Here is a 15,264-nt window from a genome sequence, read left to right on the forward strand (position 1 = left end):
TAAAACGATCGTGGGGTAATATATTGAAAAAAGTAACCGCAGCCATAATTGAAACGAATGGCCGTGTTCTTATTGCCCAAAGGCCCGGGGGAGACAAGCTGGGCTTAAAGTGGGAGTTCCCGGGCGGGAAAATCGAGCGGGGGGAAACTCCGGAGCAGTGCTTGGTGCGGGAGATTAAAGAGGAGCTGAACCTTGATATTAAGATAAAGAAGCATTTTATGAACAGTTGCTATAAGTACGAGACCGGCGAAATTGAATTAATATGCTACCTTGCGGAAATTGCCGGCGGCAAATTAAAATTAAATTTTCATGCGGCGTTAGAATGGGCCGCTAAAGAACAATTAAAGGAATTTGATTTTGCTCCGGCGGATATTCCTGTCAGGGAATGCTATGAGAGAGGCATAGGGATAGCAAAATGCTAAAGCCGGTTCCGGATATCCTGGAAAAAAACCTTAGAATAATCTTTGTGGGCTATAACCCCAGCATTCGCTCCTCGGAAACCGGGCACCACTTTGCCAACCCGAGCAATCGGTTCTGGAACATTTTGCACAGGGCCGGGCTAACATCCCGCAAATACAGGCCGGAGGAGGATGTCGGTTTGCTGAAATCGGGGTATGGTATGACCAATATAGTGCCCCGCCCCACCCGGGCGGCCGCGGATATTACGAATCAGGAATATAAGGATGGCGCGGCGGAACTATATCGGAAGATATCGTATTACAGGCCGCGTATAGTGTGCTTTGTTGGCAAGGGAGTCTATGAAAAATACAGCGGTCGGCGGAATGTGCCCTGGGGTAAGCAGGAAAAACCCATGCTATCCGGGGTATCCGACTTTGTGGCCCCCTCGTCAAGCGGCTTGGTACGCATGAAACTGGACGAGGTTGTAGTAATTTACAGCGGCTTAAAGGAGTTTACATAAGATGATCTAATATAGAGAGAGCGCGTTGACGATCACTTCAACACAGTTCATTAATCTTCACCAATCCCTTTCCCCAAGTAAACACATTTTCCCCGTTTTCCACTTTTATCGCAGTCACTTTTCTCATACATTGGTTTGGTCCTAAATCCTCTGACGTCGAATTTAATACTAATTCTCATACTTGAGCATAATATAATCTTAGGATTCAAAATGTTAGTATTAGAATTAAAGTTAATTAGGCGAGGGAATAGTGTGAAGAATGAACTGCAGAACTCAGTATATTATGATGATAAGTTTGCGCTGAGCAAAGCTGTCGTTTCCCTGGAAGCAATTCTTCCGCCCCCTGAAAGGAATATAACGTATTTTTGTATCGGTTCGGACTTGAGCACGGGTGATTGTTTTGGCCCGTTAACCGGTACACTATTGAAAAGGATAGGCATTCCTAATGTAATAGGGTCTTTAGACGATACGGTACATGCCAAGAACATGGAAGAAAAAATAAGGCAATTGAACAATAGAAATTATGTAGTGGCCATTGATGCAACCATGGGACATTTTAAAGATGTAGGCAACTTGTTATTTGGCAAAAAACCTGTTTGCCCCGGTGCGGCTTTTCAAAGGGAATTGGCTCCGGTGGGGGATGCTTCGGTAGTGTTTAACGTAGCGGCTAATGGTTTTGCCAACTTCCTGGTATTGGGCTGCGCCAGCCTGAACAAGGTATGGTTAGCCTCAAACTTGTTGGCGAGGGCCATAAGCGTTTTATCTTATAGAAGGAAAAAAGGAATATGCTCGTCCAATAAATATATGTAATAGCAAGTATACCGCATTTTTTATACGACATGAACCGCAGTGGGAAGTGTAAATAACTCCGGGTAAATGGCTTGATTCCGCTATAAACTGCTTAAGCCGGCAATGGCTTTTCAGTGTTATTTATATTTCAGGTGATGTTAAGCCTTCCCGGATGGCGTATTTAGTAAGTTCCGCAATGCTTGTTAACTTTAGCTTTTTCATAATTTGTCTGCGATGCGTTTCTACGGTTTTTTCACTAACGAAGAGGAGTGCGGCGATCTGAGTGGTGGTTTTGCCTTCCGCTATTAATTGAAGTACTTCTCGTTCCCGGGGTGTTAACAAGGAAAAGACACTTTCTTCATTGTTCTTGTATAAATAGTCTTGAATTAAGCTCCCCGTAACACTGGGGCTTAGGTAATACTGACCGGCGGTAACACATTCTATCGCCCTTACCAGTTCTTCAAAGGCACAGTCCTTTAACAGGTACCCCCATGCTCCCGCCTTAAACATTTCCGCTACATAGCGCCTGTCGGAATGCATAGATAAGCCAATTATCTTTATCCCGGGATTCTCGGTCAAGACATGACGGGTGGCTTCGATACCGTTTAGTTCGGGCATAGCCACATCCATAACAATAACTTCCGGGGACGTTTCTCTGGCCGCCTGTACGCATTCTCTGCCGTTGACCGCCTCTGCTATTACATTCATACTGGGGTGTCCGTCAAGCAATGCCCGAAGGCCGTCACGAATCATCTTGTGGTTATCAGCAATTATAATTTTCATTACGTCAACACTCCTAATTCTGATTTAAATTAATGATACTTACTTTGTTAAGGGGCGCTTCCAGTAAAACGCGAGTTCCCTTACCTGGTCTGGACTCAATTTCAAACTTTCCGCCGAGATACTTTACCCTTTCGCGAATGCTGAAATGGCCGAATCCCTCCGACCTTCTTAATCCTTTATTTAATGGGTTGAAACCCACTCCGTCATCTTCAATGGAAACCGATATTTGGTTTTCTGTATCGCTTTTAATGTTTATCCAAACTTTTTGAGCCTGAGCATGCTTGACAATATTAAATAATAGCTCCCTTATCGCCTGGAATAGGATAACTTGTGTTTCGTTATCCGGATTTTCAGGTATTCCGTCCTTTTCCAGGCGAACCAGTAGTCTGTGCCGACTCTGGACCTGTTCGCACAGCCATTCAACGGCCGCTATGAAGCCCAATTCGTATAAAACAGGGGGGCTTAAATCAAAGGTCAGGGATCTGGTATAACGGATTGATTCTTCAACCAAATAACGAATTTCTTCTACTAATCCTATATTTTTTTTTTCAACTAGATTCTTTAACAACCCCAGCTTTATACTTGTAAGAGCCAGGGATTGTCCGATGTAATCATGAATTTCGGTGGCAATTCTGCGCCTTTCCCGTTCTTCGGTCAAGGAAAGGGTTACCGCCAGAGACTGCAGCCTCTCCCTGTAAACAGCCTCTCTATCTTCCGCTCTTTTACGTTCGTTAATATTACGGGCGACACCGAGGAAAGCGTATGACTGCCCGGCGGAATCATGTAAAAATGTAGTTCGTACTTCGGCCCAGGCGATGGACTTATTTTTGCACATCAATTCCAGGACCATCGCAAATTCCCGAAACGGGTCGGACTCATCATACTTATCTTTGGCAAATTCCTCCTGAAGAGTTTTAAATATTACATGCATGGAAGAAGGTAGTATATACTCTTCCAATTCCATTTCCTTGATTTCTTCCACGCTATAGCCCAGCGAGCGCTGAGCCGAGGGACTTAAATAATTGAACTGCAAGTTAAAGTCTATTATCCAAATAACGTCGGATACATTTTCCGCCAGCATACGATAAAGCTTTTCACTTTCCCGCAGAGCTTGTTCCATTTGTTTCTGCTCCGTTATATCTGAAATAACGCCGTTTAATTCCGTTAACCGGCTTCCTTTTTTTAACGGTTGACCGGATATCATTACAAATCTGAAGCAGCCGTTCGCATTTCGCACGCGAAGCTCGAATGTCTCAAGGCAGCCTTTCATACTCTGCTCAATGCAGTAGCGAGCTTTTTCTCTGTCAATTTCATGTACTAATTCAAAAAAACTTATACCTATTATTTTTTCCGGCTGGTAATGTAGTATTTTTACAATGGCCGGGCTGATGTATGTGAAAATAAAGCATTGATCGATAACAAAGACTGCTTGATTTATGTTTTCTATCATGGTGCCCACCGTATTCAGTACGGCGGTACTAAAGTCCTGTTCTTTCTTTAACGCAGTCCTGATGTTTTGGGCATAAACAAATAAGATACTGAGAGCAACAATAAATGTTAAGATAGAAGTAAGAAGATAATCCCACCACGGTGTCGTCCATGCCAAAGGATGCAGCAAAGGATAGTTGGCTTTATGAACACCCCATAAGATTAATGCCCACCCGGTTATTGGTCTGCCAATGCCTTTAATTTTTGGAGAACGCAGAAAATAGACCCCTGTTAAAACATAAACGGCGGCTAAAAAAATATAAACCGGTAATATAATTAAAGAAAACGGATAATTAACGAAAGAAGCCCGGATAATCCAGACGGCTATTAAAATAGAGCCATAGACCCATTTGCCGGAGAATTTTCTTTCCAGGAAAACATAGGTGCCCCATAGAAAAACCATTCCGGAGACAAGGGCCATAACCTGGGTTAGTATTAAATAATAAACCGGGTTTTCGTGTTTGTCGGAGATCATCCAAATGCCGATACACAGCTGCAGCGAATAAAAAAACCAGCTTAAAGCCCAGATTCCCACGTATCGCTGCCGGTCTTTAGTATAGACAAAAAAATAAACAAATACCAATATCATTATGCCCAAAGTTTTTGCGGTTACAGTAATGATAATCCAGTACATAAATGCACCCCATTAAGATTTATTTAACGTTCTTTTTCTATAATACGACAGAATTCTACAAATATTATAAGGTATAGTCTAATAGGATGCTCATGCGCTGAATGTGGTGCCAGAGTCAAGGGGCGTCCGCCGTTTTAAACGGAACCCCTTGGAATCGTATGTTATTGGAGAAAATTATAAATCATACTGTTTTCTCTAGCCTGGCTATTGGGGAAAGAAGTGCATGGTGTGAATGTCGGACGGGGACAAGCTGTTGTTTAGCTTTATTCAATATAAAAGCTGTACAATGGGTTGGCAATATAGATTATATTTTAAATTTCAATACCACATCATTAAGTTCCGTAGACAATTTACTCAGTTCTTCCGTTGAGGCTGAGACTTCCTCCATGGCGGCGGTTTGCTCCTCGGTGGTTCCGGCTACGTTCTGTACGCCGGCGGAAACCTGCTGAGCGGCAGCGGCAACGTTTTGCACCTGATCGGTCAGTTCTTTAACGGCGTTAATGATTTCAGAGAAGCTTTCACCTACTTCGCCTACAACTTTGTTGCCCTGGTCAACTTTTTCTACCCCGATAGACATGGCTTGCTCTGCCTGTTCTGCTTGATTCTGTATTTCCTTGATCAGCTGTTTAATTTCCTTGGTGGACTGGGCGGATTGTTCGGCCAATTTGCGTACTTCCTCTGCCACAACAGCAAAACCTCTGCCGGCTTCTCCGGCTCTGGCGGCCTCTATGGCGGCGTTTAGGGCTAAAAGATTAGTCTGGTCGGCAATGTTGGTAATTACTTCAACAAACTGACCAATCTTGCCTATCGCAGTGCCAAGGGCTGTCACTGAGTTGTTAACCTGCAGGTTGGAAGCTGAGATTTCCCGCATTTGTTCGGTGACCATTTCAATACCGTGGAAGCCTTTATCCGCATGTTGTGATGCGACATTTGCCTGTCGGGAAACATCCTGGGTGCTTTCAGACACATTTTCCATTGTGCTGGCCACCTCGCCCATGGTGGATGCTGTCTCAGCCGCCGCGGCGGAAGTTTGCTGGGCTTGAGATGTAAGCTGTTGAGCCGAATCCGACAACTGGCCGGAAGAATCCTTAAGTTTTTTGATTATACTGATGAAACTCGCCTGCATTTGATTAAGAGCAGCGGCCAGATCCCCCAGTTCATCGGATGACCTTATATTTATTTTTTCCCTCAAGTCGCCGTCGGCGTACTTATTGGCTCCGGAGACCATCTGTAAGATGGGGTTTTTCAACATCCTGGTCATAGTAACGCTCAATATAATGCCGATTATAACCGAAATGAAAAGCATAACTATGGATGCCGTAATAATCTTGGCAGCGTCCGAATTGGATTTATTTAAACTTTGGACCACTATTTGATTATTATTTTCCACGAGTTTTTGAAGGCTTTCTGAAAGCTGGTTGGTATAAGGGATTAACTCATTCGTAATTACATTCATTTCTGCAAATTTAGCATCGGCCTGTTTTTCATTGCCGGCATTCAGTTCATTATGGTATGCTCTTACCACCGGGGAAAGCCTGTTGATCAAGCCGTCCCTGTATTGGTTTGATGCGTCGATTAATTTTTGCACTTCCGGTCTATCTTCTTCCGTGGTTATCTGCAGCAATTTGTTCTCGTTATCCAGTACTTGATTTATACTTTCTTCCAATTGTTGATAATATGTTTCATCTCCATAAGCAATAAAGCCTCTTATGGCCGCTACGGCATCTTTAAAAATGTTTTCGGTTTCAAACTGCAAGATTAAGCATTCATTTGCCTTGCTTATGTTATTTATATCTTTCTTAATAGATGTAAGATTGAAATAAGCGCTGCCACCCAGTATAACAACCATTACCAGCATCATAATATAACCCAGACTTACTTTGGCACCCAGTTTGAGCTTCATATTGTCAACCTCCCTAACTTATAAGCACTATTGATATAAATTATTTAACTTTAAAACAATACACAAATTATTCTCTATTCTGATTATTTCGTCAATAACTCCTGTATCAATATTGACATTGTTTACGGGTGTAATATCGACATCACTATAGGAACTCACTTCCAGAACACGGTCTACTATCATACCAAATTTACTGTTGTCCGATTGAATGACGATAATACGGTTGTCCTTATGATAATCACGGTAGTTAAGCCCGAGTTTGCGGCACAGATTAACTACCGGTATCACCTGACCGCGCAAATTGATTATGCCTTCAATAAAGTGGTCGGCTTCCGGTACCGGGGTTACCTGCACCATCCGTATGATTTCATTAACCCTCATAATGTCCACTCCGTATAGGCAATTATCCAGCTCAAATATTACCGCCTGCTTTTGTTCCATTCATTGCACCCCCTCTCTTTTAGATATTGCCTGAAAGCGATACGCACCAGAAAATCAGCCTTCTTACCTTATGTATCGGAATTTTAGTAAAAGCGGGAGATCGGGATTTTCCTTATTAAAGGGGTCGTAAATCCTTATGCACATTATGCAGGATATACTTATATGAAATTCTGTAATGTAAACCATAAATGCTGTAAAAAGGTTCAGTCAATTAATAGCTTATTGGCAACTATACTCATTCCATGCTATCATTTACCCAAAAGTTCCCGGGGGTATTGGAATTAATTAGATGTAAGGAGGGTATAGCATTGAACAAGGCTATCTTTAAGCAAAGTAATGGAATGTACGCTGTCAACATAGTGGCGGCCTGTGGTGTATTTACCCCGGAGCAGTTTGCCGGCTTGGGACAAGCTGCCTTGGAATGCGGCGTATTCAGATTGAAGCTGACCACCAGGCAAACCGTGGTGGCAGTGCTAAACGAAGAATATCTGGCTAAACTGGAAGCCCGTCTTTCCGCGCTTGGCTTGTCTGTTTCTCCTTATGGCGGGACCGTTCGAGCCGTTAAAGCCTGTGCCGGAAATGCCGCACTGTGTCAGCGAGCTCTGGGAAATGCCCTGGATCTCGGGATTGCCATGCAAGAAAAATTCCTGGGGCGAGAATTGAATAAAGACGTAAAAATTGCGGTGGCCGGCTGCTCACGCGGATGTACCGATCCGTTGTGCGCAGACTATGGACTTATCGCGCGGGGTCAGGATTCCTTTGATGTATATATCGGCGGTCGCGGTGGTACAAGGAAGCCGCTGCACGGCCAATTGCTCGCGGAGGATTTGACCGGCGACGAGGTATGCAAGCTGTTTGAGTATGTAATAGATACGTATTCCAAACTGGCCCAGCCCAAGGAACGATTGGCTTCCACCGTGGCCAGGGTTGGAGTGGGAGAGTTTATCCCGCCCCAAGGGATGTTTGCATCGAAGCAGAAACAGTCTGATAATGAATTTTTAGCATTTATATCCGGGAAAGAGGAGGCGTAAAAATGACCGGCACCCTGAGATCTTCTGCACTGGTTGACCTTGACGCCATGATCTTGCCGCTGCAAAAAATATGTATCGAGTGCGACCATTATCAATCCGGTGCATGCAAACCGGCGGCATGTATGGTCGGATTTGCTCTTCGGTCCCTGCAATTTGCGCGGCAAAAGGGGATTCTTGACATTCCAGGTGCTTGTAAGCATATCACCCAATCGGATATGAAGCATTATTTTGTAGAAAACGTTGTTCCCGCTTTAGCCCAAACTTGCTTGCAGTGTCGGGAATGCCGGGATAACCATTCAGCGGATTGCGTAATTTCCCTCGCCCGTACCTGTTTGGAAAACACCATTCTGGAAAAAAATATAGAGTACCCGGGCAATGTATTTATGTATCTGGCCATGGTCAAGGAACAGAGCCCTGAAATTGCCAAAATGTTGGCCGAAGAAATGCAAAGGAAAAAAGAATAAATAATAGAGAAATTTGATGAAGATTTAAGGCAGCAGTTTCCGTAAGGCTTGATATTGCAAGGCCCGTTTAGCGTTGGACGACGGGTACGCCTTCGGGCCCGGCGGCGATGGTTTTCAGAGGTTTAATCTGGCCTGCCCTCGTATTGTATTGCAGCAAGCGCTGGAGAGATTGGAACAGGCTGTTGAAGAGTTATAAAAGTTGTAAAGAACTGTGAAAGATGAAAATGGTTTACGTAATGAAAACGGTTTTTCTATAATTTAGAAGCAGCCGGCGAACTGTTTTTAACAGCTTTCGCCGGCTGCTTTTCGGTTCCCGGCTGGACGGGACTATTGTCGAGATGTTTTGCCAATGGTATACAGAAAAACGCAAAAAGTCAGCCGGTCTAAGACGCCCCATCGGTAAATGTTGGGACGCTTTTTGCGTTTCCCAAGCATTTGCCAAAATTGTCCCGCCTATCGGCATGATGAGGATATCCTTTGTTGGGAGGTGGAAAATAAGCTCTGTAAGGCTCACGGGAAAGTTTGTATTGTAAAGGCCCTTGTGAGATGGTGCATCCCTTTTCTGTTGTACTATTAATGATATCCTGTTTAATGCCGATATACCTTTAAGTAATACTTAGGGGTTGAATGGAAATAGAATATTTCCCGTGTTGCCCGGTTTTACTTTCTTCATTGGGGTTTTATTGTAATATTCAGTGCATTGGGTTGGAAATGAAGGATGGCCGTGGCATGTTTGATAAATATATTGAGGTTCAATTCAGATTAAGTTACCAAGGGTGATTTTAGTGGAGTTTGTGGCTGAACTAAGACAGTTTGAGGTTCTGCGAAGCAATCAAATACTTTTACTTAAAAATTATATTTGGAAAAAATACCCTGATTGCAGCATGTACCAGCGATCTATTATCTTAGTCGATGCAATTCATAAAGTAATTGATAAGAATATGCAAGAATTTAATAAAGAAATCAGAGACCAGGTGAAATATAAGATTCTTCAGCGGGCCGTAAAAACTAAGAATTACGACATCGACGGATCTGATATATTTCGTGCATGTCTTTTTTTAAAAGATACACGGGATAGTTTTAAAGCTTCTCTTGTGAACTGGTTAAATAAAAAATGCAGCAATACAGTTAAAGAAAGATATATTGATCTATTGCTTAGCAAGGTTGCCGATTCTTACAATGAATATGCTGATTATGAATTAGAATATATAATCTCCGAAGTATTATGCGATTTAGAAGATGATTGCTGTTTTAATGCAGGTGTAATAGATGCCTCTCAGTTGGGAAGTTTTTTTGCTGAAAGAGTTTATGCAATTTATGAAGATTTTAAAATTAAAGCCGTCAGGTGGTATATTCCTCATTGTATTCTGATTGCTTGTTTATTCATGTCTGCATCTATAATTGAAAACGAATTTGTTTTGAGACAGGAAAACATTTTTAACGCAAATAACCCCCCAATAGCAGCTAGTGAGACTGAAGATGCTTTTATGCAAGACAAAGTGCTGCAATATAAGAAGGTAGATAAGGAAAGGTTACTCCATTATTTATCGGGAAGAGGATCTCTGCTCAGCGAGGAACCGTATTTTTCTTCAATAATCCAGGCTTCTCAAGAGTATAATGTTAATCCACTGCTATTATTTGCAATTACAGGTCAGGAGCAAGCTTTCGTGCCTAAAAATCAGATAAATGCAAAATTGATCGCAAATAATCCGTTTAATGTCTATGGCAGTTGGCAAGCTTATAATACCGATACTTTGGATTCAGCCCGTATTGCAGCTAATTTAATCGCAACGCTAAGCAAAAATAAACCGGCGTCAATCGATCCAATAGTTTGGATAAATACGCAATACGCAGAGGACGAGACCTGGTATATTGGGGTCCAAAAATTGTTGAGAGAGATAGATGAAGAAGTAATAAAGAAAGCTTCGAAGTAAGCTTGCGGCGAAGTTGCTATTCCCGAATTTGCCTGCAATAAGGTATTCCATTGTACCTTAATTCATCCGTTGCTTGGCATTCAACTTTAACCCCTGATGGTAATAGGCCCCGGCGGCCGCTCTTTTACCAGGCGCGTGGGCGAACGATAATTTTCGGGTGGAGATAGGGCGTTGGAGGGGGCGTCTCTTGAGAGACACCAGTCAGTTACATAAGGTTCGGTATTATTTTGGCGGCATATGGTCTGAGTTTGCATCCTGTATGTTTTGGGAATCTTGGGAGGACCGTAATATAAAATCATAGGTAATATTGTTTAATCGTGGCATGCGTTGCTGAATTTTAATTGTTGAAAGCCTATTTTCTTGCTGAGGGCGCTGCTGCTTTTGGTGAAGTAGTGGTTCGGTTATGGACAAAGCAGAAATTGATGCGTTTTCTCGGTGAGAATTGCCGACTTTATTTATGGAGGGGGGCATGAGGTGGGCCGGAGGTAGTGCTCATACGCCCGGGCAACATTGTTTGGTCGGACGAAACGTCATGCAAGAGGTGAAAGCCATTGACCAGGATATAAATGCTATCTTTATTGCCTCGGAGCTATGCTATACCCTTGGTGTCTTCTAAAATTTACCTATGGGTATCTCGTGTGTTCTGTTAAGAAGAAGAAAACTTGACAGTGTTTTTATACCATGTTAGCGGTCCGGAATATCTTAGGTGAATCGAACTTTGAAAATCAGCAGATCCGACAGCTAGTGCATCTTGAGATACCGGAGACAGTCCCGGTGGATGTATCATAGACTCGGTAGAGTGATAGTTTACCAGAACAAGTTGTTCGCCTAGATGTTCACAAGAACAATTGTAAGGGTGGTTAAAACAATGTGTAGAGTTTTAAGAAAGAAACCAATAACGCTAGTTCTAACAATGGTTATTTTGTGCGGCCTGGTACTGGGTTTGGGTTTTAGTCTGGGAATGGGTACTGTTTATGCCGGCGGTTCACCAAGCGGATCAGGTACGGCAGATGATCCTTATCAGATTACAGGTGTTGCCGATCTTAATTGGATACGAGACAACTTTCCGACGGTAAAGGATAAATATTTCGTGCAGACAGTCGATATAGACCTGGGCGGAGTCAGTAATTTTAGTCCGCTTGATGATCCTGATGATTGGGATGGGTTTACCGGTACATATGACGGTGCCTGGCATACCATATCGAACATGAAAGTTACCAGCGCAGTAAACAATTATTATGCCGGCTTTTTCATTTGCATAGGAGAAACCGGTGCTGTAAGGAATATAAAATTTTCCGATGTAGATATTAATATATCGCCAACCCGAACCGAATACATGGGGACTATTGCGGCTTTGAATTACGGCACTCTGGAAAATTGCTATGTAACCAGCGGAAATATTATAGGTGGTAATAGCACCGGGGTAGGCGGATTAGTGAGTGATAATGGAGGGACAATAACTTCCTGTTATAATGCTGCGCATGTTTCTGTGGGGATATACGATGCCCGTATGACCACTGTAGGCGGGATAGCTGCCTCAAACAGTGGTTTTATACGCAACTGTTGGAATTCAGGCAACATGACAAGCGCTGATGATCAGGCGGTTGCAGCCGGTATTACCGCAACAACAAATGCTAATTCAGTAAGTAATTGTTATTCAACGGGCACTGTTTTGACTGCGGTTAAAGGCGGTGGTATCGCGGGAACAGCGTTTTCCGGGAACCTGTTTTCAAATTTTTATTTAACTGGGACAAGCACAAACGGTATAGGAATGCTGGATAATGGTGCCGCATCAAACTCTCAGGCTGAACCCGAGGATGATACCCAAATGAGAACTGCTTCTACTTTTTCCGGTTGGGATTCATCTGATACGTGGTCGATAATAAACGGTCAGTATCCCGCGCTTTTGACGACGGCAAACACGCCTGTGGCTGTAAGCGCCCTGGGTGGTGATGCATTGGCAACAATTAGATGGAATAAGGCCAAGAGGGCTGGAGGTTACCGCATATACTGGAGAACTGCGGAAGGTTCGTATAATGAAACAGACTATGCTGATGCTTTGGGTTACGAAGCGACCAGCACCACGATAAACAATCTGGCAGATGATACAACCTATTACTTTGTTGTCAAGGCAATCTGCGATGAAGCCGTTCCAAGTTCGGCTTCAAATGAAGTTTCAGCAACAACAAACGCACCGCCGTATGCGGGAGCCCGAACAGCTGAGGCATTGGCATCTACACTGACACCTTCAGTGGGTGATACGACAGAAATCACCTTGACCGTAAAAGACTCACTGGGAAATACAGACACCGGCTTCGGCGGTGCAATTAACGTCACCCTAACCGGAGCATCGGCAGCGCCGGATAACAGCTACGGCAGCTTTAACGGCACAACTCTGGATGTAACATCCGCCGTATCGGGTCAATCTATCCCGGTAGTCTTCACAAACGGTACGGCAACAGCCGACCTGGTATTAAACGGCGCAACAGCCCAAACCATCGGCTTCAGCGTAGCCGGAGTAGCCACCCCTGAAGCCAATACACTAGCCATAACCCCGACAGCAGGTCCGGCCGTAAGCATGTCCCTAACCACCGGCATAACCGCCCCGGCGGCCAATGGCGGTCAATTTGCGCAGCAGCCGGAGATCACCCTGAAGGATGCATACGGCAACACTTGCACCGGCGACAACAGCACCCAGGTAACGGCATCAAAAAAAGATAGCGGCAACTGGACTTTAACCGGAACAGTCACAGCAGCAGCCGACAACGGCATCGTAACCTTCACCGACCTGGGTGCCGGCAACACCGCCCGGGTAGATAATGCGCAATTAGCGTTTAACGCCACAGGACTTAGTCAGATAACCAGTTCGCCAGTTGTATTGAGCCCGCCGGGCCTGTCCATTATTACCGGGAGTTTGCCGTACGGCACAGTGGGAGAATGCTACAGTGCAACACTAACCGCCAGCGGCGGCACAGCGCCATATACCTGGACCATAACCGGATTGCCGGCGGAACTGGGATATAATTCAGTGCAAGGTGCGGTTTACGGTACACCTGTTGATACCGGTGAATACAGTGTTTCAGCGGCGGTTTATGACAGTGGTAGTCAAAACGCCAGCAAAAATTTCATATTAACTATCGACAATGTCCCGGCAGTTCATGTAATCGGAATAGCGCTCAACAAAAACAGCTTAACCCTAACCGCGGGAGGGAGAAGTGAAACCTTAACATATATGATAACTCCGGCCAACGCAACAAATCAATCAGTAACCTGGTATTCCAGCAATCCGTCGGTGGCAACTGCGGTATATGGGGTTGTAACACCCGTGGCTGTTGGAATTGCAGAAGTAACCGCAACCACAATTGACGGAGGCTTCACCGATACCTGCTTTGTTACCGTAAACACCCAATCATCCGGCGGTGACGATAATGACGATAATGATGACAACGAAAGCAGCGGTAATAATAGCAGTAATGATAATAACAGTACACCGAACAACATTTCAATTAACGGCCGGGAACAACAAGGCATTGGTACAACAACCGTAACAACAACTGGAAACGGACAGACGGTTACCACCGTTACCGTTGACCAGCGGCGGATTGAACAGACATTGGAAGCGGAAGGCAGTAACGCGGTGGTAACCATATCTGCAAATGCCGATTCCGACATAACCATCGGCGAGCTTAACGGGCAGACGGTCAAAAGCATGGAACAAAAGCAAGCAGTGCTGAATGTCAGCACCGGTGAAGCTTCATATACGCTGCCGGCGGCGCAGATAAACATTGACGCGGTTTCGGAACAAGTCGGTCGGCAAGTCGAACTCAAAGATATTAAAGTGACCGTGAAAATATCCAAGACCCCTAATGAAACAGTAAGGGTAATCGAGAACGATGCGGAAAGAGGCGGATATACCATTATCGCGCCGCCGGTAAGCTTTGACATTACCTGCACATATGGCGACAAGACTATTCAAGTGGATAGATTCAACTCCTATGTGGAGAGAACCATAGCCATACCCGAGGGAGTAGACCCGCAGAAAATTACCACCGGGGTTATAGTCAACCCCGATGGAACAGTAAACCATGTGCCGACACAAATAGTTGTCATAAACGGCAAATATTACGCTAAAATGAACAGCCTGACTAACAGCACCTATTCGGTAATCTGGAACCCTGTAGTTTTCAGTGACGCAATAAATCACTGGGCCGAAGAGCCGGTAAATGAAATGGGCTCCAGGAAAGTCATCGGCGGTATTGGCGATAACAGATTTGCGCCGGACAGAGAGATCACTCGGGCCGAGTTCGCTTCTATAACCATGCGTGCTCTGGGGCTGGTGGAAAACGATAATAAAAGTGCGTTCAAGGATGTAAAAGACAGCGACTGGTTTGCCGGCGCGGTAAGCATAGCCAATGAATACGGACTGATCAGCGGCTATACTGACGGCACTTTCCGCCCCAATAATAAAATAACCAGGGAAGAAGCGATGTCCATAATTTCCAAGGCGATGAATCTGGCTGGCATGGACACAGATACCACGGATACTGAAACGCAACTGGCAAGCTTTAATGATCGGGATAAAGTAGGTGGTTGGGCCAAAGATGCAGTCGCATCCTGTATAAAATCCAATATAGTTAAAGGCAGCAACCAGATGCTCAGCCCCAAAGAAAATATCACCAGGGCTGAGACAGCGGCAATAGTAATGAGACTGCTTCAAGAGGCGGGGCTTATATAGCGGCAGGAACTGTTTGGTATTGCATAAACAAAGCATATTGCAAAAAAGTCTCTGTCCTTCGTTGACAGAGGCTTCTTTTTAGAACAATTTAATTAAAAAAAGATTTTAATAAGTTACATATCTTGCTTATAGTAGAAAGTCAT

13 protein-coding genes are annotated in these 15,264 nt (G+C 44.2%); 9 read left to right on the top strand and 4 right to left on the bottom strand.

Going from position 1 to position 15,264, the window contains the following annotated elements:
• Positions 1-23 precede the first annotated feature (23 nt).
• From ABDB91_RS01015 to yyaC, 3 genes are all read left to right on the top strand, one after another.
• Positions 24-422: a (deoxy)nucleoside triphosphate pyrophosphohydrolase gene (locus ABDB91_RS01015; protein ID WP_347489768.1), complete on the top strand. Its 399-nt coding sequence runs from the start codon at positions 24-26 to the stop codon at positions 420-422.
• The gene (gene mug / locus ABDB91_RS01020) at positions 416-919 is read left to right on the top strand and encodes a G/U mismatch-specific DNA glycosylase (RefSeq protein WP_347489769.1); all 504 of its coding nucleotides are present in this window, start codon (positions 416-418) and stop codon (positions 917-919) included. The genes ABDB91_RS01015 and mug overlap by 7 nt, the downstream gene beginning before the upstream one ends.
• A gap of 252 nt (positions 920-1,171) precedes the next feature.
• On the top strand, positions 1,172-1,729 hold the full coding sequence (gene yyaC, locus ABDB91_RS01025) for a spore protease YyaC (protein ID WP_347489770.1): 558 nt from the start codon (positions 1,172-1,174) through the stop codon (positions 1,727-1,729).
• 120 nt (positions 1,730-1,849) lie between these two features.
• Here yyaC and ABDB91_RS01030 read toward each other — a convergent pair whose 3' ends face one another.
• From ABDB91_RS01030 to ABDB91_RS01045, 4 genes are all read right to left on the bottom strand, one after another.
• Positions 1,850-2,491, bottom strand: coding sequence for a response regulator transcription factor (locus ABDB91_RS01030; protein ID WP_347489771.1), 642 nt, complete (start codon positions 2,489-2,491; stop codon positions 1,850-1,852).
• Positions 2,492-2,504: 13 nt separating this feature from the next.
• Positions 2,505-4,613: a PAS domain S-box protein gene (locus tag ABDB91_RS01035; RefSeq protein ID WP_347489772.1), complete on the bottom strand. Its 2,109-nt coding sequence runs from the start codon at positions 4,611-4,613 to the stop codon at positions 2,505-2,507.
• Positions 4,614-4,917: 304 nt separating this feature from the next.
• Positions 4,918-6,516: a methyl-accepting chemotaxis protein gene (locus ABDB91_RS01040; RefSeq protein WP_347489773.1), complete on the bottom strand. Its 1,599-nt coding sequence runs from the start codon at positions 6,514-6,516 to the stop codon at positions 4,918-4,920.
• A 27-nt stretch (positions 6,517-6,543) separates the two neighbouring features.
• Complete coding sequence (locus ABDB91_RS01045; RefSeq protein ID WP_347489774.1) at positions 6,544-6,957, bottom strand: chemotaxis protein CheW; 414 nt, start codon at positions 6,955-6,957, stop codon at positions 6,544-6,546.
• A gap of 308 nt (positions 6,958-7,265) precedes the next feature.
• On the opposite strand from ABDB91_RS01045, the gene ABDB91_RS01050 reads away from it, so the two are divergent.
• The 6 genes from ABDB91_RS01050 (at position 7,266) to ABDB91_RS01075 (ending at position 15,121) form a co-directional block, all read left to right on the top strand.
• The gene (locus ABDB91_RS01050) at positions 7,266-7,988 is read left to right on the top strand and encodes a nitrite reductase (protein ID WP_347489775.1); all 723 of its coding nucleotides are present in this window, start codon (positions 7,266-7,268) and stop codon (positions 7,986-7,988) included.
• 2 nt (positions 7,989-7,990) lie between these two features.
• The gene (locus tag ABDB91_RS01055; protein WP_347489776.1) at positions 7,991-8,452 is read left to right on the top strand and encodes a hypothetical protein; all 462 of its coding nucleotides are present in this window, start codon (positions 7,991-7,993) and stop codon (positions 8,450-8,452) included.
• 73 nt (positions 8,453-8,525) lie between these two features.
• The gene (locus tag ABDB91_RS01060; protein ID WP_347489777.1) at positions 8,526-8,648 is read left to right on the top strand and encodes a hypothetical protein; all 123 of its coding nucleotides are present in this window, start codon (positions 8,526-8,528) and stop codon (positions 8,646-8,648) included.
• Between the two features lie 589 nt (positions 8,649-9,237).
• Positions 9,238-10,386, top strand: coding sequence for a hypothetical protein (locus tag ABDB91_RS01065; protein WP_347489778.1), 1,149 nt, complete (start codon positions 9,238-9,240; stop codon positions 10,384-10,386).
• Between the two features lie 469 nt (positions 10,387-10,855).
• Complete coding sequence (locus ABDB91_RS01070; protein WP_347489779.1) at positions 10,856-11,002, top strand: hypothetical protein; 147 nt, start codon at positions 10,856-10,858, stop codon at positions 11,000-11,002.
• A gap of 252 nt (positions 11,003-11,254) precedes the next feature.
• Entirely contained in the window at positions 11,255-15,121 is a 3,867-nt protein-coding gene (locus ABDB91_RS01075; protein ID WP_347489780.1) for an S-layer homology domain-containing protein, read from the top strand.
• Positions 15,122-15,264 lie beyond the last annotated feature (143 nt).

The sequence above is a fragment of the Desulfoscipio sp. XC116 genome, assembly GCF_039851975.1.
In the GTDB taxonomy this organism is placed as follows: domain Bacteria; phylum Bacillota; class Desulfotomaculia; order Desulfotomaculales; family Desulfallaceae; genus Sporotomaculum.